Annotated in this window: 23 protein-coding genes, 2 tRNA genes and 4 pseudogenes; 12 read left to right on the forward strand and 17 right to left on the reverse strand. The window is 35.3% G+C overall.

Features of this window, described 5'->3' with window-relative positions; translation table 11 throughout:
• Positions 1–3: 3 nt before the first annotated feature.
• The 7 genes and pseudogenes from AC5LXI_RS08215 to AC5LXI_RS08245 all read right to left on the reverse strand — a co-directional run.
• Entirely contained in the window at positions 4–819 is an 816-nt protein-coding gene (locus AC5LXI_RS08215) for a PTS system mannose/fructose/sorbose family transporter subunit IID (protein ID WP_493441898.1), read from the reverse strand.
• Complete coding sequence (locus AC5LXI_RS08220; protein ID WP_493441899.1) at positions 816–1,613, reverse strand: PTS mannose/fructose/sorbose/N-acetylgalactosamine transporter subunit IIC; 798 nt, start codon at positions 1,611–1,613, stop codon at positions 816–818. The genes AC5LXI_RS08215 and AC5LXI_RS08220 overlap by 4 nt, the downstream gene beginning before the upstream one ends.
• Before the next feature lie 42 nt (positions 1,614–1,655).
• Positions 1,656–2,129: a PTS sugar transporter subunit IIB gene (locus AC5LXI_RS08225; protein WP_086361179.1), complete on the reverse strand. Its 474-nt coding sequence runs from the start codon at positions 2,127–2,129 to the stop codon at positions 1,656–1,658.
• Positions 2,130–2,141: 12 nt separating this feature from the next.
• The gene (locus AC5LXI_RS08230) at positions 2,142–2,573 is read right to left on the reverse strand and encodes a PTS sugar transporter subunit IIA (RefSeq protein ID WP_065612890.1); all 432 of its coding nucleotides are present in this window, start codon (positions 2,571–2,573) and stop codon (positions 2,142–2,144) included.
• A 200-nt stretch (positions 2,574–2,773) separates the two neighbouring features.
• Positions 2,774–3,625, reverse strand: coding sequence for a MurR/RpiR family transcriptional regulator (locus AC5LXI_RS08235; RefSeq protein ID WP_493441900.1), 852 nt, complete (start codon positions 3,623–3,625; stop codon positions 2,774–2,776).
• Between the two features lie 241 nt (positions 3,626–3,866).
• Positions 3,867–4,163: a DUF6694 family lipoprotein gene (locus tag AC5LXI_RS08240; protein WP_493441901.1), complete on the reverse strand. Its 297-nt coding sequence runs from the start codon at positions 4,161–4,163 to the stop codon at positions 3,867–3,869.
• Positions 4,164–4,954: 791 nt separating this feature from the next.
• A pseudogene (locus AC5LXI_RS08245) lies at positions 4,955–5,053 on the reverse strand (recombinase family protein); the annotation flags it as partial.
• Positions 5,054–5,222: 169 nt separating this feature from the next.
• Here AC5LXI_RS08245 and AC5LXI_RS08250 point away from each other — a divergent pair.
• From AC5LXI_RS08250 to trhP, 5 genes and pseudogenes are all read left to right on the forward strand, one after another.
• A pseudogene (locus AC5LXI_RS08250) lies at positions 5,223–5,670 on the forward strand (DUF4158 domain-containing protein); the annotation flags it as partial.
• Positions 5,670–6,112: pseudogene (locus AC5LXI_RS08255) on the forward strand (Tn3 family transposase); the annotation flags it as partial. The pseudogenes AC5LXI_RS08250 and AC5LXI_RS08255, both read left to right, overlap by 1 nt.
• A 322-nt stretch (positions 6,113–6,434) precedes the next feature.
• Positions 6,435–6,508 (forward strand) — tRNA-Cys (locus AC5LXI_RS08260).
• A 272-nt stretch (positions 6,509–6,780) separates the two neighbouring features.
• Positions 6,781–6,984 (forward strand): thermostable hemolysin delta-VPH, encoded by a 204-nt coding sequence (locus AC5LXI_RS08265; RefSeq protein WP_493441902.1) that lies wholly within the window; start codon positions 6,781–6,783, stop codon positions 6,982–6,984.
• A 202-nt stretch (positions 6,985–7,186) separates the two neighbouring features.
• A complete protein-coding gene (trhP, locus tag AC5LXI_RS08270; RefSeq protein ID WP_493444279.1) occupies positions 7,187–8,524 on the forward strand; it encodes a prephenate-dependent tRNA uridine(34) hydroxylase TrhP in 1,338 nt (445 codons plus the stop codon).
• A 70-nt stretch (positions 8,525–8,594) separates the two neighbouring features.
• Here trhP and proA read toward each other — a convergent pair whose 3' ends face one another.
• The 5 genes from proA to gpt form a co-directional block, all read right to left on the reverse strand.
• On the reverse strand, positions 8,595–9,848 hold the full coding sequence (proA, locus tag AC5LXI_RS08275) for a glutamate-5-semialdehyde dehydrogenase (RefSeq protein ID WP_493441903.1): 1,254 nt from the start codon (positions 9,846–9,848) through the stop codon (positions 8,595–8,597).
• A 76-nt stretch (positions 9,849–9,924) separates the two neighbouring features.
• Positions 9,925–10,338, reverse strand: coding sequence for a hypothetical protein (locus AC5LXI_RS08280; RefSeq protein WP_493441904.1), 414 nt, complete (start codon positions 10,336–10,338; stop codon positions 9,925–9,927).
• Between the two features lie 26 nt (positions 10,339–10,364).
• On the reverse strand, positions 10,365–11,474 hold the full coding sequence (gene proB / locus AC5LXI_RS08285) for a glutamate 5-kinase (RefSeq protein WP_493441905.1): 1,110 nt from the start codon (positions 11,472–11,474) through the stop codon (positions 10,365–10,367).
• A 26-nt stretch (positions 11,475–11,500) separates the two neighbouring features.
• Positions 11,501–12,754 carry an esterase FrsA gene (gene frsA, locus AC5LXI_RS08290; RefSeq protein ID WP_493441906.1) on the reverse strand — a complete coding sequence of 418 codons (1,254 nt, stop codon included), beginning with the start codon at positions 12,752–12,754 and terminating at the stop codon, positions 11,501–11,503.
• Between the two features lie 26 nt (positions 12,755–12,780).
• Entirely contained in the window at positions 12,781–13,311 is a 531-nt protein-coding gene (gene gpt / locus AC5LXI_RS08295) for a xanthine phosphoribosyltransferase (protein ID WP_493441907.1), read from the reverse strand.
• Between the two features lie 150 nt (positions 13,312–13,461).
• On the opposite strand from gpt, the gene AC5LXI_RS08300 reads away from it, so the two are divergent.
• The 6 genes and pseudogenes from AC5LXI_RS08300 (at position 13,462) to serC (ending at position 21,177) form a co-directional block, all read left to right on the forward strand.
• Positions 13,462–14,925: an aminoacyl-histidine dipeptidase gene (locus tag AC5LXI_RS08300; protein WP_493441908.1), complete on the forward strand. Its 1,464-nt coding sequence runs from the start codon at positions 13,462–13,464 to the stop codon at positions 14,923–14,925.
• A 196-nt stretch (positions 14,926–15,121) separates the two neighbouring features.
• Complete coding sequence (gene argC / locus AC5LXI_RS08305; RefSeq protein ID WP_493441909.1) at positions 15,122–16,132, forward strand: N-acetyl-gamma-glutamyl-phosphate reductase; 1,011 nt, start codon at positions 15,122–15,124, stop codon at positions 16,130–16,132.
• 51 nt (positions 16,133–16,183) lie between these two features.
• Complete coding sequence (gene argB / locus AC5LXI_RS08310) at positions 16,184–16,963, forward strand: acetylglutamate kinase (RefSeq protein WP_493441910.1); 780 nt, start codon at positions 16,184–16,186, stop codon at positions 16,961–16,963.
• A 107-nt stretch (positions 16,964–17,070) separates the two neighbouring features.
• Positions 17,071–18,288: pseudogene (locus AC5LXI_RS08315) on the forward strand (argininosuccinate synthase); the annotation flags it as partial.
• 268 nt (positions 18,289–18,556) lie between these two features.
• Positions 18,557–19,933: an argininosuccinate lyase gene (argH, locus tag AC5LXI_RS08320; protein ID WP_493441911.1), complete on the forward strand. Its 1,377-nt coding sequence runs from the start codon at positions 18,557–18,559 to the stop codon at positions 19,931–19,933.
• Between the two features lie 158 nt (positions 19,934–20,091).
• Positions 20,092–21,177, forward strand: coding sequence for a 3-phosphoserine/phosphohydroxythreonine transaminase (serC, locus tag AC5LXI_RS08325; RefSeq protein ID WP_493441912.1), 1,086 nt, complete (start codon positions 20,092–20,094; stop codon positions 21,175–21,177).
• 58 nt (positions 21,178–21,235) lie between these two features.
• On the opposite strand, the gene AC5LXI_RS08330 is transcribed toward serC, so the two are convergent.
• The gene (locus AC5LXI_RS08330; protein WP_493441913.1) at positions 21,236–21,592 is read right to left on the reverse strand and encodes a DUF4156 domain-containing protein; all 357 of its coding nucleotides are present in this window, start codon (positions 21,590–21,592) and stop codon (positions 21,236–21,238) included.
• Between the two features lie 221 nt (positions 21,593–21,813).
• Here AC5LXI_RS08330 and AC5LXI_RS08335 point away from each other — a divergent pair.
• Positions 21,814–21,890: transfer RNA gene (locus tag AC5LXI_RS08335), tRNA-Ile, on the forward strand.
• Positions 21,891–22,249: 359 nt separating this feature from the next.
• Here AC5LXI_RS08335 and AC5LXI_RS08340 read toward each other — a convergent pair.
• The 4 genes from AC5LXI_RS08340 to AC5LXI_RS08355 form a co-directional block, all read right to left on the reverse strand.
• On the reverse strand, positions 22,250–22,468 hold the full coding sequence (locus AC5LXI_RS08340) for an Ogr/Delta-like zinc finger protein (protein ID WP_493441914.1): 219 nt from the start codon (positions 22,466–22,468) through the stop codon (positions 22,250–22,252).
• A 259-nt stretch (positions 22,469–22,727) separates the two neighbouring features.
• Entirely contained in the window at positions 22,728–23,852 is a 1,125-nt protein-coding gene (locus AC5LXI_RS08345) for a contractile injection system protein, VgrG/Pvc8 family (protein ID WP_493441915.1), read from the reverse strand.
• A gap of 7 nt (positions 23,853–23,859) precedes the next feature.
• Positions 23,860–24,297 (reverse strand): phage tail protein, encoded by a 438-nt coding sequence (locus AC5LXI_RS08350; RefSeq protein WP_493441916.1) that lies wholly within the window; start codon positions 24,295–24,297, stop codon positions 23,860–23,862.
• Between the two features lies 1 nt (position 24,298).
• The gene (locus AC5LXI_RS08355; RefSeq protein ID WP_493441917.1) at positions 24,299–26,503 is read right to left on the reverse strand and encodes a phage tail tape measure protein; all 2,205 of its coding nucleotides are present in this window, start codon (positions 26,501–26,503) and stop codon (positions 24,299–24,301) included.
• Between the last annotated feature and the right edge of the window lie 59 nt (positions 26,504–26,562).

Here is a 26,562-nt window from a genome sequence, read left to right on the forward strand (position 1 = left end):
TCCTTACTTTAAAATACCATACATTGAAAATATTACGCCAATCACCATTACCGCCAGTATTAAGCTAACTGTGTATTTTCCTTGAAACTTCCTAACGATGAAGAATGTGGCTAATGCAAAAAGTAAGGTTAAAAAATTTGGCATGACTTTATCGAACATTTCTTGAACTTTAATTGATTGTTCGCCAACATTTATTGTTAGTGGTGTAGCAACTTTGACCGTTGATGCAATGAGCGAACCCAAGACCATCACACCAACAACATTAGCCAAGTTACTTATTCTTTGAATAATGTTTGAATTTTTTGATTGCTCAATTAAATCTACACCCTTGTTATAACCATAATGAATAAAGAAATATTTGCTTAACACATTAACAAGGTTATAAATTAAAAACATTAATATAGGGCCAATGATATTTCCTTGCAACGCAAATGCTGCGCCAATACTGCCGCAAATCGGCATCCAAGTGAATTTAAGTAAACTATCACCTAAACCTGCAAAAGGTCCCATTAAGCCAGCTTTAACAGAGACTACCGCATCTTTTTCTTCTTCACTGGTTTTCTCTTCCATTGCGGCGGTGACGCCCAAAATTAAAGCGCCAGCATTAATTTGTGTATTGAAAAACTCTAAATGGCGTTTCATTGCTCGGATACGAGTTTCTTTATCTGCATCTTTATAAAGCCGATCTAATACAGGGGTCATACAATGAGCAAATCCTATCATTTGCATTTTTTCATAGTTATATGAAAATGACATTGTTTGTAAGTTCCAAAAGATACGATTCAGATCTTTTTTGGTAATTTTATGTAGAGTACTCATAGATCATATTCCTCTTCAGTGTTGCTACTCATTGATGTTTGGTTGTCGGATGATTCATTATTATTATCGTTTCTGCTATTAGTTGACGCCATGTCATATAGGACAGCGAAAGCTAGAGCGATAAATGTCACAGGTATAATTGGTAATTTTAAATAGGTAGTTAGCATGAAACCTAATAGGAAAAAGAACCACATTCTGCCCTTGAGTAACATCAGTAATAAAATACAAATACCTACTGCTGGAATTAATTTGGAAGCAACGCCCATACCATCAATGATGCTTTTTGGAATCGCATCTAAAATAGTTTTAACTAAATCACTACCAAAATAAATTGCAATAAAACAAGGGACTGCACGAATTAAAAACCAAACTGGTGTTGAGAAAAAGTGAACTTTAGCCAGCGCTTTATAATTACCATTTAAAACAGAACGTTCTGCCCAAGGATTTAAAAAACATGCGAATGAACGCCATATAATGAGTAATTGTTGACATAACAATGACACAGGCACGCCTAACGCAATACCAGTAGCAATACCTCCGCCAGTGGTGATACCTAGTGAAACCCCGATAATGGCACCGGCAACAATGTCTGGTGCTGAATATGCCCCTACATTACCAATACCCATCCACATTAATTCAAGTGTTGCACTAATTGCTAACCCTTGAACCATATCGCCCATAATAATACCTGCAATGGTACCTGTTAATAATGGGCGACGTAACATCTGCGGACCAACATCATCCAAAGAACAAATTCCCGCCCAAATGGCGACAAGAATAGCTTGTGTTAACATATGTTAACCTCCAAATTAAAAATAAATATTTCGAAAGATTATTTAGTTAAGTAGTGATTTCAGATCGACTATTGGATCTTTAGGAACCATCTGCACCTCAACTGGAATATTCTTAGCAATAAGATTTTTGAATGCTTGTTCCTCTTCTGGTGTTACCGAAACCGCTCTTGATAATTGATGTCGGCCATCTTGCATTCGCATGCCGCCTACATTCACTTTTTCTAGCGATAGTCCACCTTCAACTAAAGCATTCACATCAATACTATTCGTGAAAAGTAACATGGTTCTTTTTTTGATAGGGGTCTTTTTTAGAATTTCGATAAATTGTTGTACCCCAAATACTAAAACTTTTAGACCAGGCGGTGCCGACATAGTGAGTACCGATTGCTGAACTTTATCACCAGCCACTTTATCATTAATAACTAATACTTGTTCTATGTCATAGTTTTTTACCCAAGTAGTAATAACTTGTCCATGAATCAAGCGATCATCAATTCTTGCTACATTTATTGGCATTTTGTCTTCTCCTTACAACTCATTAGATTGTTCTTGTTGAACATTTAGAATCTGCCGAACATCTTTACAGCTTTCGGGAAAAGTTTCCTCAATAGCCAATTTGGCATCATTTAATGTCCCTTCACGATTATTTAAAACTTCAAGTAATACTGGAATATTAAAACCACAAAATAACAATACATCGTCATGTGATATGAGTAGTTCGGTGGCTAGATTGCAGGGCGTTCCCCCCATAATATCCACCAATATAATTACGCCATTACCTTGATTTAGTTTTTTGTAACTACTTTGCATTTCTTGACGTAGATTATCGATATTACTATCAATTAAAACTGATATAACATGAACATTGTCTTGTTCTCCCATAAGCATTTGTGCACACTCTAAAGCGCCTTGAGCAAATGGGCCATGACTAGCTAGAATGATGGGTAGAGGTTGTGGCATAGAAATTTCCTTGTTTTGTAATTTTATTACTAAATTTTTTTATTTATTTAGTAACAAAGTTACATCTACGGAGGCAAATAGTCATCTATTTTTTAAGAAATTTTTATGATTTTGTGAACGAGATCAAATTTATGCAAAGAAAGATGATGGTTATAACTAATGAGTTAGAGCTAGAGTACTTGTGTTTTCCTTTTTTGTGTTTATTTTGTTGTTTTGGCTGGATATTTACGTTTTTCTCTATTTTGGATTTGGAATAGTAAACGTTCATCATATTGGCGAATAAATAAGTTAGTTAATAGCATATTTACTACAGATATTTGAGAGATTTTAGATCGTATTGGTATTAATCTTGAAGCATGTTCCATAGATGTAGTATGTAACACAAGGGTGGCTAAGGATGAAACCTGACTTTGTCCCATTTTAGTGATAGCAAGAGAAGGAACCAAAGAGTGACCAGCTAGTTTTAATAATTCAATACAATCAGGTGTTTCTCCAGAATGTGAAATAATAATGACAAGATCATTCTTATCTAATGTGCTAATAAGACTACGAGTAACGTGAGCATCAAAGTGACAATTGACATCTTTTTTTATTTTGATAAGTTGATATTCCAGTTCTTTACCAACTAAACCACTACTGCCTACACCAAATATAACTATTTTTTGACAATTAATAATTAAATCAATGGCACTATTTAATGCATGAATATTAACGATAGAGTGGGTTTCATCGATTGAAGATTTTTCCATAGCTTGTACTTTATTATTAACATCTTCAAGAGGATCATTTAAATTAATATCATCCTGAAGAATTTCAGTATTAAGCTTTTGAGGAATTGATCCGATAAGATCGACTTTAAAATCACTGAAGCCTTTATAACCCAACTTGTTACATAATCGCAGGATAGTACTTGTACTAACATGATTGATTCTTGCTAGAGTTTGTATACTCATATTTTTTAGTGCTTGAGTATTTGCAATAATATACTCCGATACTTTAAACTCTTTAGTTGATAAATCTTTTTTTATTTCTCTGAGTTTTAATTCAATCATTGAAAACCTCAAAATACTATTTTTAACGAAACAAGTATATAAAATTTGTGCAAGAAATTAAAAAAATTTTATAATATCTGTTATTAATTAAGTTAATTATTCATAATAAATGATTTTCATTGTTAATAATGGTGAATATCAATGAGACGAAGAATAAATATGAGGATAAAAAAGATAAAATATAATTGGACTTTTTGATAGAAAACCCGCTAAAGCGGGCTCTTTATCAAATTAAATAAAATTATTTATTAAATTCACTGATGATTTCATGCGCTGTTTTCCCATCAAGCTTGTGTTTAAGTTCAGCAAACACTTTATCATCGTCTCCACCATTTGCTTCATTCGAATTAGCTGCCATATTAACATTATACATTGCACGACCAAAAGCAACTTTATCAGCATCATTCAATTTTTCACCTACTTTTGAAATAGATTCTACGTAAGCTTCTTTAGATGAAAAATCTAGTTTAGTATCATTGTTACCACAACCAATCAAAACAAAACTAAATAACGAAATAGCTAGTAATTTTTTGAACATTTTTCCTTTCCTTGAATATACATTATTTAAAACTTGGCTATTTTCATACAAAATATGACTATTTATCAAGAAATATATTTAATTTTTAACAAAAAAAGATTTTATTACCTTCTCTGGATGTTATTGCAGAAAATAACGGTGCAAGAAGACGTTTATGAACGTACCGGGCTTTATGAAATTAGGCGAAAAAACTCTTTTTTCCGCTTCTTTGTTTGGTTTTCGGCACATAATAAGAATGCAGTTCAGTCCACACAGTCCTGGTTCAGGATCCATGATGAGACAGTTCTGAGTGCCCCGGGTGAATATGCGTAGTTTCCAAAAAGGCCACTGAGAGGAAAGCTGATAATCAAACCATTCGCTGCGTGAAAATCCGTGAGTTGTTCCCGGCAATTTCCTGATACAGCGTGGTGTACTATTACCTACACCAAGTTTATCCTATGAAAAAACAACAATTCCTTGTGAGACAAGGAATTTAACCAATGGAATATATCCACCTTCTGACCAACGGTTCTTAGGTCTGTCTCCATGAACTAAAAGCACAAATGCAGGAGATACCTCATCGGGAGGCAGAATCAATGTTCCCACCCGAACATCGTTATTATGCTTAAAAGATACAGTATGTTTTTTCCGTACCCAGAAAGATCGAAATCAGATAATCGGGTAAGTAAAAAAATAATGAAAACGACAATCATAATTGAAAATGAACATATATATTTAATCATGTATGACTTTTTGTAATTTATAAAAATTAAATACGAGCTGACTCATTTAATACTTTGTAAACGATTGAGCGTGCAATATTGGTTTGCTTTCACTCCTGCGTCTTTGAGCGCTCTGACCTGAAGATCAAGAGATTGCTGACTGGTTGAAACACGAGCGTAACCAAAAAGTCACATAAAAATGTACCTTAAATCGAATATCGGACAACTTGTGTCTATTATTACAAATTTGCGATTTAATAGACATATAAATGTAGCCGTTTTACGATGTCCGATAATTTATTGCATTTCGAACGGTTAAGGGATTGTTAATAAATAACCGTTAGGCAGGAAGGCTCATATGCCCATTGATTTTCTGACCAGAGAGTAGGATCAGAATTACGGACACTATGCGGCTGAACCCAACGACGTCCAGCTAGCACGCTATTTTCATCTTGATGAGCGGGCTCTTACTTTCATCAATCAGCGACGCGTGAAGCATAATCGGCTGGGTATAGCGCTTTAGCTCACTTCAGCTCGTTTTCTGGAAACCTTTTTAACAAATTTAACCCGGGTTCTGCCGGGCATTCAGCAGTTTGTCGCTACACAACTTAATATCTGTCATCCGGAAGTCTTCCCCGCTATGTCGAACGGGTCACCACCTTCAGAGAGCATACTGCGTTAATTAAGGAATTTTACGGCTAGCATGAATTTTTCATTTTTCCATAATCTTTCCGCATGGAGCGCCTGCAGTACACCCGGGCATGGCTTAGTAACGAGCGCCCGGTCTGATGTTTAATTTTGCCACCTGCTGAAAAGCTCACGCCCATCAGGGCTGGCACAAGCGATCATGTAAGTTGGACGCGTCAACAAGAGGCCGTACCTTCTTAATTATATTGATGATGAAGATTATCGTAGACGGATCCTGACATAGCACAACCGGGGGAAAGCCGCCATGCTGTGGCGCGAGCGAACGGGCAGCGAGGTGAGATCAGAAAGCGCTATCGTGAAGGGTAGGAAGATCAACTCGATGGTCTGCTTGATTACTAAGCAATGGTGCTGTGGAACACGCTTTATATGCAGGAAGCACTGAGCTTGATACGCAGTAAGGGAGAAGAAACCGGGGAAGAGGATATCACTCGGTTATCCCCACTGATGCATGGGCATATCAATATGCTGGGCCATTATACGTTCGCGCTATCGGAGGATATTATGAACGGCGAACTAAGAACTTTAAATTTAAACAATTAATTATCTCCTTAACGTACGTTTTCGTTTCATTGGCCCTCAAACCCCTAAATAGGATATTCCAAATTATTTGTATGGAGGATTTAGTTATAATTTATAAAAGAGAAGAATAACAAAGAGGAAAAAATTGATTTTTAGATAAAAACTTCTTTCATCAATTTTTTGTAATAATTGATTTTTATATGCACGATTTTAACTGTTTTATTAATGTTCTAAATTTAGAATAATTGAAATAATCTTTACGACTGCTGTGTTTATAACCTATTTAACCTTGACGATACGGTAAGTCAATGTTAATATTTGCAACCTATTCAGATAGACCACTGGCGCGTTGGCAGAGTGGCCATGCTGCGGATTGCAAATCCGTCTACCTCGGTTCGACTCCGGGACGCGCCTCCATCAAACTTAATAAGTTATCTATATTGTTTCCTAGATAAAAATTTTGGTTGTCGATGATATGGCAGCAGAAATATCAGCTTTAGTTTAGAGTTTTTCCTAAACTATCGTTAAATACATAGCATACAATGATCCTTTATCATTTTTACATTAATTTCTTTTTTTGCTTTATTAGTTGGAATTTTAATTAAAATTACCGATCATCATTTAACAATAGAATTAATTGAATTTTAACTTTTTATAATTTTTTTCTAATAATTAGGATAATATGAATAATGAAATACTTTAATTATCATGCTAAAGCCAAAAATTTGATAAAAGAGGGATTTCTTGTTCGATATGAATTTGTAGATAATTGGAACGGTATAAAGCCTGCGTTAGTTTTATATTTTGAGAATGCTAACCCAATGCCAATAAGAGAATATCGATGGCAAGAGTATTTGCTGTTAATTGGGCAAGATGATGAGCGTCTAAATTAGTTTATTAATATTTGTTATAATTTAAAATTGAAAAATTCATTTTATATTTTTCTGGTCATGCTATATTTTTTGCTGTTTTTCATTGCCGCGACATTTAATTTGCCAATCCTATAGCTAAAGCGTAAAATGCCCACCTATTTTGCTTAACCTATTACCTTATAAGGTAATACTGACTTGAAATCAGAGGCATTTTTTAATGACAATGTTATATCCAAAACCAGAATTACTTTCACCAGCTGGTTCACTTAAAAATATGCGTTACGCGTTTGCTTATGGTGCTGATGCAGTTTATGCAGGGCAACCACGCTACAGTTTGCGAGTGCGCAATAATGAATTTAATCATGAAAATCTCGCTATTGGCATCAACGAAGCCCATGCTCAAGGTAAAAAGTTTTATGTGGTAGTTAATATTGCCCCACATAATTCAAAATTGAAAACCTTTATTCGTGATTTAGAACCAATTGTTAACATGAAACCAGATGCATTTATCATGTCTGATCCGGGTTTAATCATGTTGGTTCGTGAACATTTTCCGGAAATGGAAATTCACTTATCTGTGCAATCCAACGCGGTTAACTGGGCGACGGTAAAATTTTGGCATAAGATGGGATTAACGCGTGTTGTGTTGTCACGAGAGTTATCCATCGATGAAATCAAAGAAATTCGAGAAAAAGTGCCGGAAATGGAACTTGAAGTTTTTATTCATGGTGCGCTTTGTATGGCTTATTCGGGGCGTTGTTTATTATCGGGTTATATTAATAAACGTGACTCAAATCAAGGTACTTGTACTAATGCTTGTCGTTGGGAATATAAAGTATATGAGGGCAAAGAGGACGAAGTAGGGCAGATAGTCCATAAATGCGAGCCGATTCCTGTACAACAAATTGAACCGACATTAGGTATTGGCTCAACAACCAATCAGGTCTTTATGTTAGAAGAGTCTGGTCGTCCTGGCGAATATATGCAAGCTTTTGAAGATGAACATGGTACTTATATCATGAATTCAAAAGATTTAAGAGCAGTTGAATTAGTCGAAGATCTGACAAAGATTGGCGTACATTCATTAAAAATTGAAGGTCGAACCAAATCGTTTTATTACTGTGCTCGAACTGCACAAGTCTATCGTCAAGCTATTGATGCCGCCAATGAAGGTAAACCATTTGATCCACGCTTATTGGCTGAACTTGATTCTTTGGCTCATCGAGGATATACCGAAGGCTTTTTACGTCGCCATAAACATGAAGATATGCAAAATTATGTGCACAGTCATTCTGTATCTGATAGACAACAATTTGTTGGTGAGTTTAGTGGTCAACGTCTAAATGGCTTAGCTGAAATTATTGTCAAAAATAAATTTTCAGTAGGGGATAGTGTTGAAATGATGACCCCTAAAGGTAATATGACCTTTATTATTGAACGAATGGAAAATAAAAAAGGTCAACCGGTTCCGGCAGGACTTGGTGATGGTCACATTGTTTATATTCCAATCGCCGAAGATATTGATTTAAATTATGCGCTTTTAATGCGTAATTTTGATTAATCTATTTAACTTATATAACTAATAACTATATAACTAACTGTTCAGGGTTATGAACAGTTAGTTGTTATCATTACTGACGAATTAAATCTTCGCCATAACCAATCCATTTATACGTTGTTAAGGCTTCAAGGCCCATTGGTCCTCTAGCATGTAATTTTTGCGTACTAACTGCAACTTCAGCACCTAAACCGAATTGTGCACCATCGGTGAATCGGGTCGATGCATTAACATAAACTGCAGCAGCATCGACTAAGTTAACGAATTGTTCTGCATTTATAAGGCTTCGCGTTAAAATGGCTTCTGAATGACCACTACCATATTCGCGAATATGTTCCACCGCCAATTCCAATGAATCAACAATGACAATATTCAGATCTCTGGAAAGCCACTCTTGTCTTAGTTCATCATCCTCAACGGCAAAAACATTTGCCACCCCAGCATTCAAAATCTTATAAGCATCGGGATCGGCATGCAATATCACCTGATTATCGGCCATGATTTGACTAAGTTTTGGTAAAAAAGTATTGGCAATTTCAGTATGAACAAGTAATGTTTCAACAGTATTACAGGTACTTGGTCGCTGAGTTTTTGCATTAAGTATTATTGATAGCGCTTTATCAAAATCAGCACTTTCATCGACAAAAATATGGCAAACACCAATACCACCAGTAATAACAGGTATGGTTGAATGTTCTCGACAAAGTTTGTGTAATGCTGCGCCACCTCGAGGAATAATCATATCAACATAGTTATCAAGCTTGAGTAATTCAGTTATATATTTGCGATCAGGATTATTGATGGATTGAATTGCAGTTTCAGGTAAACCGACTTGTTTTAAAGCTTGTTGAATGATAGCTATAATAGCGGCATTGGTATTAACCGTCTCTTTACCACCACGCAGTATCGCTGCATTGCCGGTTTTTAAGCAAAGAGCCGCAATATCAATAGTCACATTCGGACGAGCTTCATAGATAACGCCAATCACCCCCAAAGGGACTCTGCGACGTTGTAGCTTCAATCCACTAGCTAAAGTTGAACCATCGATAACTTGGCCAATCGGATCTTTCAAAGAGACAATATTTCGAACATCATTGGCAATAGATGATAATCGTTCAGATGTTAATAGCAGACGATCCAGTATTGCATCACTTAAGCCTTGATCTTTTGCTATAGCCATATCTTTCTGATTTGCCTTAAGAATTTTATTAGCGTTCAGTTCTAATAAATCAGCAATATTAATTAAAGCTTGATTTTTGATACGGGTGGGGGATTGTGCTAATTGATATGATGCAAACTTTGCATCTTTTCCCATTTGTTGCAACATCGTTGTTATCTCTAAATTGTATTTTGAAAAATTCTAATTAATAAATATATTATTCATTTCCTTTAAAATTATTAATTTATAGAGTTTTATCTTTCAAAACTGTTTTTAAAATATCTAAAAGTTCTTTTTTAGAGTCAGCCTCTAAGATTTCTAAAGATATTTTTAAAGTTAATTCCTTGCTACTTTTCTCATTAATGTAGTTTATAAAAATTTTTTTTGGTTCATATTTTATCGATTTTATTAAATCAAATGGTATGGTTATATCACTATTTATCATTCTTGGCCTGCATATAATAAAATTTTCACCTATTGTGACATATGCCATAAAATACCTAACAATCAATATGATTATTACAATAAAAAAAACAATAAAATTAAACCACAATTCTGGAGCAATTTCATAAAGAAAGATTGTCATAGCAATTAAAAAAATGAGACGGAATATCACGAAACGGCGAGCATATATTATTTTTGGTGTTTGTAATTTCATTTTTTATCCTTATTATCCTTAATTTATTATTTAATAATCATATCATTTCGATGTACAGCAACAGCTCCATATTCATAACCAATAATTTGACTAATTTGTTGTGAATGATGGCCGGCAATTTGTTTTAATGCATCACTATTATAACGACTTACACCTCGTGCAATTCGTCGTCCAGACTTATCACAAATATCAATTACTTCTCCACGTGAGAAATCTTTTTCAACCGCGACAATTCCTTTTGGCAAAAGCGAACTACCATTATTTAAAATAGCATTAATAGCGCCATCATCAAGGATAATTTTTCCGGCATTTGGTGCACCATATAGCCAATGTTTGCGATGCTCTAAAGGTGTTTTTTGTGGTAAAAAACGAGTGCCCACAGATTGATTATTGACGGCATCAATAATCACATTTTCTTTGCTCCCGGCAGCAATTATTACTTCTATACCTGCGCTACCCGCTACTTCAGCTGCTTGAATTTTGGTACTCATACCACCTGTTCCCAGACCAGATATACTATCACCAGCAATGCTACGTAAACTATCATCAATTTGAGAAACTTCTTCTATCAATTTTGCATCGTGATCGGTTCTTGGATCGGCTGTATATAATCCTTCTATATCGGTTAGTAGTAAGAGTTTATCGGCTTCAGCTAAAATCGCGGCAAGTGCTGATAGATTGTCATTATCACCAACTTTAATTTCCGCAGTGGCAACTGCATCATTTTCATTGATAATAGGAATAATATTATTATCTAACATCGCTTTTAGGACATCTTGTGCATTTAAAAAACGTTCACGATCTTCTAAATCTGCCCGTGTTAATAACATTTGACCGATATAAATTTTATATATAGAGAATAACTGTTCCCAAAGTTGGATAAGTTTGCTTTGACCAACCGAGGCAAGTAACTGTTTTGATGCAACGGTATTAGGAAGGTTAGGGAAGTTTAGATATTCTCGGCCGGCAGCGATAGCGCCCGATGTAACGATAATAATTTTGTGACCATTTTGATGTAGATAAGAGCATTGTCGAATCAGCTCTACTATTCGAGCACGATCTAACTGTTTAGTACCACCGGTTAAAACGCTAGTACCTAGCTTAACAACGACCGTTAGTTGTTTTTTATTCTTCATAGCAATACTCTTATTTAAATCATTTATTACAAAATAGATTCCATCCATTTAACTGATTGCGTTAAAGCGTTTTGTAAGCTTTTTTGTAACGGTGTTTTAGCAATAGTCACAATTTTACTTTGTTTTGAAGATTGAATTAATTTCGCTTCAGTTATATTACTCAATTTATCATTTTCAAAGATAATATTCATAATAGGTACAGGGCAGGAACGAGTTAATAATCCCTGATTTTTAAGCGAAAAATAATTCAACTCTGCCGCTAATTGTTGATTTGATACAGATGTTAAACCCAATCGACAAGCCAACATGTCTTTATAACAGCTAGGTAAATTTTGTTGTAAAGTTTTATCCACAAATATTTGATGTACAAAGGGAGTGAAGTTGAAAAGTCCCTTTATTTTATTGGGCATTAAATAGGCAAGGCGAGTTGCAATATGCGAACCGAAACGAAATCCCGCAACTATCAAGCGATTACTATCTACCCATGGTACTGTTGCTAATTGTTCGATAATGGCTTGATGAATTTGGCTACTATTTTGGCTTAATACAAAATTTCGACTAAATCCGACCGTTGGTAAATCGACAGTTAACATAGCAAAACCATGTGGAGCAAGATACTCATTAAAATAACGATAATAATCGATTTGTAGATTACCTAATGCATTACACACTAAGACGACTGGGCATACGCCATCACAATTTTGGGGTAGATGTAAGATAGTTTTGACACTACGATTTTCAACTTTAAATTCAATTTGTTTTGTCGTATAAGGTGAATACTCAAGTGCTTTCATATAAGCTTGATATGCACAAGTTTGTGCGTACATGGCAAGTTCATCATTTTTAAAATGAGGATAACTCGCGATACTAGCGTATTCACTCGCAATTAAATAATTTTTGTGTAAGTTATTTTTTGATTCTTCAGATAAGTTAGATTGGTCTATAGCATCGGCTTTAGCTTGCCACATTGCAGCTTGATTTAAAAACTCATATATCCAGTTGCCAGATTGATAACCAATAACTGAATCCAACCATTTATCATTAGTATGGCGCTTAGTTGAAATAGCGATTCTTGATAAAACCGCTTCGATTTCTAACTTAGGAAGACCGCGCCAGTACCATAAAATAGGGTTAATGATTCGGTACCATTTTGAATCAACTTCACCATCAAATGGACTAATACTGCTACCATCACTACTATCTAATCGATTAATTAGCGATGATGTTTCAGGATAATCATATTGTGGTTTGAATATCTTTTCGGAAAGGTTTTCAGTCATAGCAACCTTGTTAAATTGAATAATTATTAATGATCACTAAGTGGTTTAACAAACATTACACCAGTATCCCACGGTTGTTCAATCCAAGTGTCTTGAGCAATATCGACAACATAATCATCAACTAATGGTTTGCCAGCGGGTTTAGCGAAAATAGTCACAAAATGAGCCTTTGGATACATTTCACGAATTGTGTGCGCGGTGCTTCCGGTATCGACTAAATCGTCAACAACAATAAAGCCTTCCCCATCACCTTTTGCTTCTTTTAAGATTAGTTTTTCACGTTGATGATCGTGGTCATAGCTTGAAATACAGACAGTATCAACATAACGGATGCTAAGTTCACGAGCTAAAATAGCTGCTGGTACTAAGCCACCACGACTAACTGCAATGATGCCTTTCCATTGATTGGCGGGTAATAATCTTTCAGAGAGTTGACGACCATAAGCTTGCAGCATTTCCCAAGTAACGTTAAATTTCTTCTTTTCAGCGATGATCTCTGCTTTATGCTGTTTTTTGGCTTTGATTTCTTCTTCTGTTAAAGTTTGTTCTATTGACATGTGTAACCTGCAATTTTAATCGAATAAACGAATTTAATAAATTAATATTAATGGACTTAAAATAGATGTAAAATTGCACCTTATTATAGAGTGAACAAATAAAAAAAACCACTCATTAATTTATTACCTACCTAATATTGAGGATAAAATATGCTATCGACCTTAAATCCAAAATTTGTTTGGCAGATTTTTAATGATATTTGTAAAATTCCCCATCCTTCTCATCATGAACAAATGATAACTAAATATATAGTCGATTTTGCTGCAACTCATCATATCAATTATCAGCTTGATAAAGCTGGAAATATATTATTAAGCAAAGCCGCAACTAAAGGTATGGAAAATTGTCCATCTATCGTTTTACAAGCACACATGGATATGGTTCCTCAAAAAAATGAAGGTACCCAACATGATTTTCTAACCGATCCTATTGAAGCATATGTGGACGGTGAATGGGTTAAAGCAAAAGGAACAACATTAGGCGCTGATAACGGAGTTGGTCTTGCATCTGCACTGGCAGCATTAATCGATCCGTCCGTGGAACACGGTCCTCTTGAGGTATTAGTCACTACTTCGGAAGAAACAGGTATGCATGGTGCTTTTGGTCTTCAACCAAACTGGTTAAAAAGCCAATATCTTATCAATACTGACTCTGAAGATGAAGGCGAAATATTTACCGGTTGTGCAGGCGGCATAGACTTCTCAATTAATTTTGCAATTAGTTACGCGGTAATGCCTGAAATTCACGATTGTTATATTGAGCTTGCTTTAAAAGGTCTGAAAGGTGGACATTCTGGTTGTGATATTCATCTTGGTCGTGGTAATGCTATAAAATTAATGGCAAGGTTGCTAGCTCAATATGCACAAGATCTCTCATTTAGATTAGCTGATATTAGAGGTGGTTCATTACGGAATGCAATTCCAAGAGAAGCCTTCGCTGAATTAACATTAAGTAAACAAGATTTGCCAAAGTTAGAAGAGATTGTTAAACAATATCAAACTGTATTACAAAATGAGTTTGGACAGGTCGAACCCGATATCGAATTAACTTTGAAAGAAGTTAAAACAGATAAAGTTAAACGGGTTATCGCCATTGAACAACAAAATAGAATCATCAATATGTTAAATACTGCACCTAATGGTGTGGTAAGTATGAGCACTCAGATTCACGGTGTGGTAGAAACATCTTTAAATTTAGGTATTGTCACTATTAGTGACAACCAATTAAGCGTGAATTTTTTAATCCGTTCACAAGTTGATAGTGCAAAAGATGCTGTTGTTTCAACCTTAATATCGTTAAGTCAATTAGTGAGTGCCAATTATGAAATTAGCGGTGGTTATTCAGGTTGGGAACCAAATTTAAACTCTCGCTTATTACAATTGGCTAAAGACAAGTATCAAGAAATTTTCTCAAAACAGGCTAAGATCATGGTGATCCATGCTGGTTTAGAATGTGGATTATTCAAGCAGGCTTATCCAAATATGGATATGATTTCAATTGGTCCAACAATTGTGTCACCGCATTCACCTGATGAAAAGGTCAATATTCAAAGTGTGTACCGTTATTGGGAATTATTGATTGCCATTTTAAAATCTGCTAGTTGTTTGAAGTAATCATTATTATTCCTCCTACTAAATCAATTCTTAGGAGGAATAACCCCGCCAACACTTAATCATTTATTGGTGCTCACCTTTTTTATTGAAAAATAATTCATAAAAAGTGAATAAAAATGCAATTTTTGCTTGCTTTTTTTTTTAGATAGCCTAGTATACATCCTAAAAAAAATCTGGATGATAGAAAAGGAAAGGTATGTTAAAAGCAATAATTGTTGGAGCGAGTGGTTATGCAGGTGCAAAACTAGCGTATTATTTAACAAAGCATCCTAATATTGAATTAGTGGCATTAACGGTTTCAGAAAATAGTTTGGATGGTGGAAAACTGCTTTCGGATTATGATTTATATCCGCAATTAAAAGGCGTGGTTGATTTACCACTAATTGCGACCGCAAATTATTCATCTCTCGTTAATAATATTGATATTGTTTTTTTAGCAACAGAACACTCTGTTAGTCACGATATCGCACCTTATTTCTTAGAAAAAGGTTGTACAGTATTTGACTTGTCAGGTGCGTTCCGGGTTAATTCCTCATCTTTTTATCCTCAATTTTACGGTTTTGAACATCAACACAAAAAATGGCTTGATAAAGCAGTATATGGATTAGCTGAATGGAATTTCGCGGCAATAAAACAAGCAGAATTGGTTGCTGTTCCTGGCTGTTACCCAACAGCATCACAACTGCCTTTAAAACCATTAATTGAAGAAGATTTACTAGACCAAAGGCAATGGCCTGTCATCAATGCAGTCAGTGGTGTAAGTGGTGCAGGCCGGAAACCTTCAATCAATAATATATTTTGTGAAGTCAGTTTGCATGCTTATGGATTGTTTACTCATCGTCATCAACCTGAAATTGCAACACATTTAGGGCAAGAAGTTATCTTTACGCCTCATCTAGGTTGTTTTAAGCAAGGTATTCATGCCACTATTACTTGCTTGGTGAAAGAAGGCGTAACATCGGATGATATTCTTAACGCATTAAACAAATATTATCAAGATAAGCCGTTAATAAGAATTTATCAAAGGGATTGGCCTGCTTTAAAATCAGTAATTGGTCTACCTTATTGTGATATTGGTTTTGTGCTTAAAGGGCAACATTTAATCTTAATTTCGGTCGAAGATAATTTATTAAAAGGCGCAGCAGCGCAAGCGGTACAGTGTATGAATATTCGATTTGGCTTTGATGAAACTACAGCCTTATTATAAACAACTAATTTTATTAAAGATGACATATCGTTAAGTGAATAGGAAATAAAAATGAAACCTTTGATTATTAAGTTTGGCGGTGTATTACTCGATAATAAAGATGCGTTAAGTAAATTATTCATAGTTATTAGCGAATTTAAAAAGAATTTTGAACGCCCTTTAATTATTGTTCATGGTGGTGGTAGTGTTGTTGACGCATTAATGGATCGACTTTCATTACCGGTGGTTCGACGTAATGGTTTACGAGTTACCCCGGCAGATCAAATTGATGTTATTGTTGGTAGTCTTGCGGGAAGTGCTAACACTACAATATTATCGGAAGCGAAAAAACTAGAAATTTCAAGTATCGGCCTTTGTTTAGCTGATGGTGATAGTGTCAAAGTTAAGCAAATCTCTGAAGAGTTAGGCTATGTGGGAGAAGCTGAAGTAGGTGATCCAACTTTAATCAATTTGCTACTTAATAATGGTTATTTACCTATTGTTAGTTCAATTGGTATAACTGATGAAGGCAAGATGATGAATGTTAATGCCGATCATGCTGCTGTTGCACTGGCAAAAACGTTAAATGCTGATTTAATTTTGTTGTCTGATGTTTCGGGAGTTTTAGATGCAAATAAACAACGAATTGAATCATTAACACAAGCTGAGGCTGATCATCTCATTGCCGAAGGTATTATCACTGATGGCATGATAGTCAAAGTCAATTCGGCATTTGAAGCAGCAAAAACGCTCGGAAGACCAATAGATATAGCTAGTTGGAAACAATCAGATAAACTCATTGAATTATTTAATGGAAAATCAGGAACAACAGGTACAAGAATCATTGCTTAAATATAAATCAGTGAGTATATTAAGTGAGTGTATTTGTTATTAAATATACTTAATTTAATCTTTAAATCATTTATTTTTTTCGTCAGTAAATTAAGAAAGGGTATAACATGAAAAAAAGTGCAACAAAAAAGGTGGTTTTAGCCTATTCGGGTGGATTAGATACATCAGCTATTATTCCTTGGTTAAAAGAGAATTATGGAGGTTGTGAAGTTTATGCACTAGTTGCTAATGTTGGTCAAGATCCGAAAGAACTAAAAGATGTCGAGAAAAAAGCCAAAGCATCTGGCGCAGTAGCGTGTAAAGTTGTCGATTTACGAGAAGAATTTGTTAAAGATTATGTTTACCCTGTTTTAAAAACTGGTGCGTTATATGAAGGAACTTACTATCTTGGAACTTCAATGGCTCGCCCAATTATTGCGAAAGCGCAAGTTGAATATGCATTAGAAGTTGGCGCCGATACCCTTTGCCACGGTGCAACAGGTAAAGGTAATGACCAAGTTCGTTTTGAAACAACCTATACCGCTCTAGCTCCGCAACTTAAAGTTATTGCACCTTGGCGTGAATGGGATTTACGTTCACGTGAAGCTTTAATTGATTACTTAAAAGTACGAAAAATTCCAACGACTGCAACAGTTGAGAAAATCTATAGCCGTGATGAAAATGCCTGGCATATTTCTACCGAAGGTGGTGTGCTTGAAAGTACTTGGAATCAGGCTAATGCAGATTGCTGGGCATGGACTGTGTCACCCGAAGATGCACCAAATAAACCAGAGTTTGTTACTATTGGTATAGAAAAAGGTGAAGTTGTTTCTGTTAATGGTAAAAAACTATCTCCATATAATTGTGTAGCAACACTCAATAAAATTGGTGCTAAACACGGTGTAGGTCGAGTAGATATTATTGAAAACCGTTTAGTCGGCATTAAATCTCGTGGTTGTTACGAAACCCCTGGTGGAACTATCATGATGACAGCGTTACGTGGTTTAGAACAACTGATCTTAGATCGTGATAGCTTCAAATGGCGTGAACAACTTGGTTTAGAAATGGCTTATGTTGTTTATGATGGTCGCTGGTTTGCACCATATCGCCGTTCTCTTCAAGCCGCTGCAGAAGTGTTAGCAGAAGATATGACAGGTGAAGTTGTAGTTAAACTTTATAAAGGTAATGCAACTGCAGTACAGAAGAAATCACCAAATAGCTTATATAGCGAAGAGTTTGCAACGTTTGGTGAAGATGAGGTTTACGATCACAGTCATGCCGGTGGTTTTATTCGTCTATTCTCTCTATCTTCACGTATTCGAGCATTAAATGAAGGTAAGCAGAAACAACCAGCTAAAAAAACTAGTAAAACAGTTAAAAAAGTAGCAAAAGCTGATGCTAAAGAAAAAGTAGCGACCAAAGTTGCTACAAAGGCAAAAGCTAAAAAGTAAGTTCTAATTACTTTTTAACTTAAGAAAAACACAATATATACAGACTTTGGTCTGTATATATTTTTTAAAGTAATATAGTAGTTTAATCTATCATTAATAATATTAAAAACACGACAAAGTTGAAATAACTTATAATTGATTAATAAAAAAGTTTGAGGTAATTATGGCATTATGGGGTGGGCGTTTTAGCCAAGCAGCGGATCAACGATTTAAGCATTTTAATGATTCTTTGCGCTTTGACTATCGGCTTGCAGAGCAAGATATCATTGGTTCAATAGCATGGTCTAAAGCATTGGTTACCGTTGACGTTTTATCTTATGATGAACAAAAAAAACTAGAAAAAGCCTTAAACCAATTATTAGATTCAGTACGACAAGCCCCGCAGCAAATTTTACAAAGTAATGCGGAAGATATTCACAGTTGGGTAGAACAAAAGCTCATCGAAAAAATTGGCGATTTAGGTAAAAAATTACACACTGGTCGTAGTCGTAATGACCAATCAACCACCGATCTTAAATTATGGTGTAAAATTGAAATCGCTCATCTTATTTCCGCCATCGATCAATTAAGAAAACGCTTAGTGCTTACCGCAGAGCATTATCAAGATGTGGTTATGCCAGGCTATACACATTTACAACGAGCACAACCGGTCACTTTTGCGCATTGGTGCTTGGCATATTATGAAATGTTAACGCGTGATGAAAGTCGTTTGCAAGATACGCTTAAACGCTTGAATGTCAGTCCTTTAGGGTGTGGCGCCTTAGCCGGCACAGCTTATCCAATGGATCGCGATCAACTAGCTAACTGGTTAGGTTTTTCAAAAGCAACAAATAATAGTTTAGATTCTGTGTCTGACAGAGATCATGTGCTTGAGTTACTCAATAATGCCTCTATAGGTATGGTTCATTTATCTCGGTTTGCTGAGGATTTAATTATCTTTAATAGCGGCGAAGCAGATTTCGTTGAACTCTCCGACCGAGTTACATCGGGATCATCATTAATGCCACAGAAAAAGAACCCAGATGCATTAGAACTTATTCGAGGTAAAGTAGGGCGAGTAGTCGGAGCGTTAACTGGTGCCATGATAACCTTTAAAGGTTTACCGCTTGCCTACAATAAGGATCTACAAGAAGATAAAGAACACCTATTTGATGCACTTGATACTTGGCATGAGTGTTTAGATATAGCTACTTTAGTGCTTGAAGATATTAAAATCAATTACCAAAATTGCCAAGATGCCGCTAAACAAGGTTATTCAAACGCAACAGAACTTGCTGACTATCTGGTTGCTAAAGGTATTCCGTTTAGGCAAGCTCATCACATTGTTGGTGAAGCTGTGGTTGGTGCGATGGCTAAGCATAAAGCGTTAGAAGAGCTAACACTTGAAGAATTAAAAATATTTAGTGATGTTATTGAGGATGATGTTTATCCAATTTTATCACTTGAATCTTGCTTAGCTAAACGATCTGCAAAAGGTGGGGTATCACCTATCCAAGTCAAATCTGCAATTGAAAACGCCAAACAACAACTTTCTCTATAATTAATCCTACTTTTCATTCTAAATGCCGATTTTTGTCGGCATTTTTATGCTTCAAAAACCCCGCTCCTCAACTTTTTTTGATAAAAAATTTGATTGTATATCGGTGAATAGAGTGTAAAAATAGATTTTCTTTTTTTGATGGATGAAAGTGAATTGCAATGAATAAAAGTTATAACTTTAGTGCAGGTCCTGCCAAACTTCCTGCTGATGTTTTAAAACAAGTACAAGCTGAATTATTAAATTGGCACAACACAGGTGCATCAGTGATGGAATTAAGTCATCGTGGTATAGACTTTGATGCATGTGCGATTGAAGCAACTAACGATCTTCGAGATATTTTAAATGTTCCAGAGAATTATAAGATATTATTTTGCCAAGGTGGGGCTAGGGCACAATTTGCAGCAGTACCATTAAATATACTAGGCAATAAAATAAATGCTGATTACATTAACAGTGGCTATTGGAGTCAATGTGCAGCTAACGAAGCATCCAAATACTGTAATGTAATAGAGCAAAATGTGGTTGTTAAAAATGAAGGAATTACCTCAATCAAACCAATGTCTGAATGGCAATTGGGTGATAAAAGTGCTTATGTCCATTATTGTCCTAATGAAACTATCGATGGAATAGAAATATATGAACAACCAAACTTTGGGGACAAGATAGTTGTAGCTGATCTATCTTCTTGTATTTTGTCTCAACCGATTGATGTTAGTCGTTATGGCATTATTTATGCAGGTGCACAGAAAAATATTGGTCCGTCAGGAATCACAATTGTTATCGTTCGAGAGGATCTAATTGGCCATGCTCAAAAAGTATTACCGTCAGTATTAGACTATAAAATATTACTGGATCACGACTCAATGTTTAATACACCGCCTACCTTTGCTTGGTACATGTCAGGCTTAGTCTTTAAATGGATTAAAAACTTGGGTGGATTAACTGCCATGCAACAACGAAATCTAGACAAAGCTCAATTACTTTACCAATTTATTGATCAATCCAATTTTTATCGTAATACTGTGGCGATTTCTAATCGTTCAATTATGAACGTCACCTTCTTGTCACCAAACGAAGAACTTGATAAAAAGTTCGTTAGTGAGGCAACTCAAGCAAATATTATTGGTATCAAAGGTCATCGAATAGCTGGCGGAATGAGGGCATCTATTTACAATGCGATGGATATTGATGGCGTAAAATACTTAATTGAATTTATGAAACAATTTGAAAAACAAAATAGCTAATAATATTGGCAAATTTTAATAAAAAAGGGATAGTATCCCTTTTTTATTTGCTAATTTCTTATTTACAACTATAAACTTCACCAGTCATTACGGCATCGGTCGGAGCAATGTCTGAAACATACTGTAAAGATGCATCTTGTGCGTTATAAATCACATTCCCACCCATTGCTGCAGCTTTATTCATCAGATCTGTTGCCGCATCACGAATCAACTCACTATGGGTCCTTAAACCAGAAAAGAAAGTACCACGACGACCTTCAGCTTTACCAATAAATTGGCAAGTAGATGCAGGTTTGGTATCAATAAACTGAACTTGTCGACCAGCTGAAGTGGCTTGATAATTAGAGCTACTACAACCATTTAAAAACAGCGCAGTTGATAAAGCTGCACTAATAACAAGAATTTTGATAGACATAATATTTCCCCAACCAATATAAGGTGCATTTGTAATAATTGTTAACAGCATTGTATCAGGTTAATCAATTAAAAAATATCGCTTATTAAAAATGATGATATTTTGATAGATGTTAGCTTAATAATTAATCAAATCAACCTATTTAGTTAATTAATTGTAGCAAATTAAATTTAACTCTATTATAATCGCAAGCCTACTAAGTCAGTAGCACATCAAAACATGGCCCCTTAGCTCAGTTGGTCAGAGCAGTCGACTCATAATCGATTGGTCACTGGTTCAAGTCCAGTAGGGGCCACCACCGAACATCTTTAAATTCAATCAGTTATCTATCTTAATAATGTTTTCTTTTATGTGTTATTTTTGGTTGTGGCGATAAAATGGCGGTTGATTTTTTTCGGTTTAACTTTTTAATCTTGATAGTTAATAGTTAATAGTTAATAGTTAATAGTTAATAGTTAATAGTTAATAGTTAATAGTTAATAGTTAATAGTATGATGGTTAAGTATTTCCGTTTAGTAAATTAGGTTGTTCCTCTGCAATCACGGGCGGTTGCCACCATGAAGGCTATCTGTTTATGATAATAGTCGTTGTGTCGTTAGTAGATGTTTTGATTGGGAGAGGGCACCAGATTGCTGTTTGGTGCAATCTGGTGATGGTTTAGGCTTTTTTGGCGTGTCGGCTGTAGGGCGATATTGGGATGTTGACTTTTGGGTCTGGGATTGCGCTTGGTACAATCGTTTCAGCGATTGATTGCATTGCAGTAAAAGTATGTCCACAATATATGTTGGAACATTGGTAATACTGTTTGCGAGTTAAATTGCTAATTTCTTCACTAGATCGAATAAATGTTTTGTTTCGGCAATGTGGACATTTCATGTGACTAACCCCTTTGAATTAAACTTTAGTTAATTTTACATTAATTTAAGTTTAAGTCTAGTGTTTTTCTATTTTTATTTTTTTGCCATGTCTTTTGTTAATTGGTGATGAAGTTTAGCTAAGCGATAACTTGGTTATCTATTGATTTTATCTGTTTTTTTGGGGTTTAATGGATGACTCTTGGTAAGAGTCATCATTTGCTAAGTATTTAAAACAAAATTAAACTTAACTTAAGTTGGTTTGCTGTGCTTTGTGGGCACTATTTTAAGATATTTTCGTAACTTTCTTCTTCAGGTTTTATTTGTAATTCTAATTCAGTAGTAAATCCACTACTTTTACTTAATGAATGTGTACATGATGCGATAGTCCAATTTGTTGAGTTTATTTCTGGTTTAAATCCATCTACTTCAACCGGCATTTCACTAAATAGGTCGGGACGGCCTAAAGCAAGTTTGAGTTTAAATTGTGCTATTCCTTGTTGAATTTTTTTCAATTCACTTTTTGCTGCTGCTGTTGCACTCTCTTCATTGGCATAAACATATTTGAGTTCTTTGATTTCTTTTTCGTTGAGGTTCTTTGGTTTTGACTTTGCAATGTGAACTTTACTTTTTTCAATTTGTTGTTTACAAATAATTTTGTATGGTTTTTTTGTTGGCTTTTTGTAATTATACCAATAGGCTTTTACACCTAAATATGGAGTATCAATGAATGTGAAGCTGTGCTTGTCTCCAGATGCTCTTTTGATTTTAGCCGTTGGGATTTTTTTGCCATTTACGGTCATCCCTTGACCTTTATTAAACACGATTAACATATCATTTTTAATCGTTACGCCCCCTCCATAGTCATTAATTAATCGAGTAAGAAATGAGCTATCTGATTCATTTGTTTGGTCAATATGTGGTATGAAGTTAGAACCTATCAATTTATCATAGCGATAAGGTAACTTGTTGCGTATAGCAATCTCGGTGATTATCTCACCTAGGGTGAGGTTGTGATAAGATTTTTCCTGAGGTTCTAGGGCGGTTCCGTCTTTTAGATTGGTACTTGAACCTTGCAGAGTAATGATATCTGGTGTACCAGAATGGGTAACTTGCGTAATGGTAAATACATTTTTTATATTTGCTTCAAAGATTTTCGCTTCTTGAGCGTCAATCGTGGTTTTTGGCTTATCTGCTTTCCAACCAAGGGTAATTTCCAATTTAGCCCCTCGATTGGGTAAATTGACTTTCTGATCGGAATCGTCAATGACTATAGTGATTGTGTCTGCTTGAAATCCATTTTTATCGACCAGTGTCATTGATATAAGACGATTATCAAATTTTTCGGTAATATCTTCTCGCTGCTCATCATCTAATAAGATAATTTTAAAATATGGTTTTGCCATGTTATACCTATATAATAATATCAATAATATCAATAATATCTTTGATTATACCCTCATCAAAGAAGTCTGAAATGTCAACTTTAGTTAGTTTTATGGTGAAGTTGATTTTTCGTGGAGCCCCGTGACGATCGAGCTCGGTGTATTTTCTTTCGACACCATTTAATACAAAAAAGCCAAGCGGTACTCCATCGCCTTGAATAAGCGGCAGTGGTACAGATAAATAAGCCATACGTTCTAAGACTTCAAGGCTGACTCTACCATGGGTTAATTCGCTGAATACTGAACCCGATAAGGTAATGGTTTCGTTATTTGGGCCGGTAAACTGTAGTGCTGAGCGTTTGTTGACCCTATTATTGCTTGCCCAGTTCCAACTTTTGTTTAATGTCATTTCTTGGTAGGGTAATGTTTTTAAGCTGAAAACAAAAAAGCCGTAACACATCATCATTTTAGTAGATATCCCTTAAGCTGCTTCTAATTTGAAATAATTGTTGTTGTTCTCGACGATCGAGTTCTTGAGTGATGACTCTAGCGATTTCTTCTTCATTCATACCTGGTGCGGCATTGATGGTAATGTAATATTGTGATGTTCCACCTTGAATAGTGTTAATCGCTGAATTGCTATTAGTATTTGGTTTATTATTCGCGATATTGGTTGGAATCTGCGGCGCATTGGTACTAACTTTATCAGCAAATTTACTCATTGAGTCTAAAGCGGTATCTTGCGTTTCATCAACCCCAATTTGATAGCCTTCAATGGTGTTAACGCCAAATTCTTTAAAGACTGTCGATGGTGAGTTAATGCCAAGTTTTGATTTGAACCAACTGCAAATGTTACTACCAAGATTAGATATACTTTCCTTTAAACTGTTCCAAGCATTATTGATACCGTTTATTATTCCGTCGATAATATCTGCGCCTATTTTTAAAAACTTATTGAATAATCCATTTTCACCAGTGAAAATTTGTCCTATTTTGTCAGGTAGATCTTTTATTTTGTCAGGTAATGACATAATAAGATCCCAGGTTTCACCGACTATTTTTGAAAGACTTTCAAATAGTCTGATTGGTGCCATAAGGATACTACCCACAACAGAACCAAAAGAGGTTCCGGCCGATTTACAGCTTTCAAACTGTTCATCTGTGAGTTTCATTGGTGATAATAATTCACTAAACCAGTTGATTACTCCGCCTATTGCATCACCTATAGCGGTAAATATCGGACCTAAGAATGAGAAAGCATCAATAACTGGCTGTATTTCATTGGTGAGCCCTTGCCAGAAACCCGTGAAGAATGCGCTAATTGGTTCCCAGAATTTGCGAATTAGCAGTGCGGAAGCAGCGATGGCCATAACAACGAGGCCGATAGTGCTAAGTGAAAATGCTTGACTAACTGTTGTGATAACCGTGCCTAAACTTTTAAATGCATTGATTAAGTCTCTAATAGGAATGTCGCCTAATGTACCTAATGCTGTACTTGCCATGGAGCAGATTGAAATTATTTCCATAAAGGTAGCAACAAAAGTAGGGTGGTTATTTACCCATTGCTGAGTACTTGCTGTTAGCTCGGTTAACCATGGCATTGCACTAGCTATTGGTCCTTGCATGGATCCACCCATAGAACTTGAGATATTAGTTAGTGTGGCTTTTAATATTTCAAATTGTGACGCAAAACTTTTACTGTCAATATTTGCTTTTATTTGTAAAGAACCCATGGCATTGGGGTTATTAATTACTGATTGTTGTTGGGTGAGTAAAGGCAAATTATTGGTAAGTTTGCCGGTGTTTTGGGCTTGCTCACTTCCAAATAACTGACTAAGGATTTCTGTTTGTTGGGTAGTATTCTGTTGTTTAATGGTTGTTAGTACTTTTTGTATTGTGTCAATGGCATCGATTGACATATTTTTTTCTATTTGTGTGGCATCAAATCCAAGTGATTGTAATGTTTGTTGGAATTGCTCCGATTGCGTTGTCGCTTTTGATAAACTGTTGACAATAGCATTGGTGGCGGCAATCGCACCATCTGGTTTTATATTTAGGTTTAAGAATGCCGAATTTAATGCCATAACTTGTTTGAAATCGAGTTTATCAGCAATATCATCCATACTTTTTAGTGAACTTATGATATCTGCTACATTAGCATCGGTGTTATCACTTAGATAATTAATAGTGTCGGCTAAGTTTTCAATATTTTCTATTGGAATATTAAATAATTTGGCAATTTCACTCAGATCTGAGGCTAACTCATTTGCTGGTAAGCCAAAGGCATTGGCTGAAATTGCTGAGATTTTAGTAAAGTTTAGTAGTTGTTTGTGTTGTTCGCTTAGCGGGTCACTTTGTTTGGTTAGACCTAATTTGGCATTGGATTCTACCTGTTCAGCAATATCTAATGCTCCTTTGGCAGTTGGTATTTGTTGACTTAGTGATTGAATTTGTTCTTTCATACTGTCAAATAGTTCAGTTGGTTTGCCTTGTAGGTCATATAGCCCTTTAACTTGCCTAGCGACTTTATTCATAGCCTGTTCAAGTTCAATAAAGGAGCCAACCGAACTCAATATTGGTTTACCAAGATTTGTGCCAAACTCTTTTAGTTTTTCACTTTGCGAGCTTGTTTTTTCTTCATCTTCTGAATTGTTGTTATTTTCGTTGGCCATAATTAATAAACTTTTATTTTCTGATTTTGATTAATGATGTTTATGTTGGGCGCATTGAT

The sequence above is a fragment of the Gilliamella sp. LMG 34361 genome, from assembly GCF_984569075.1.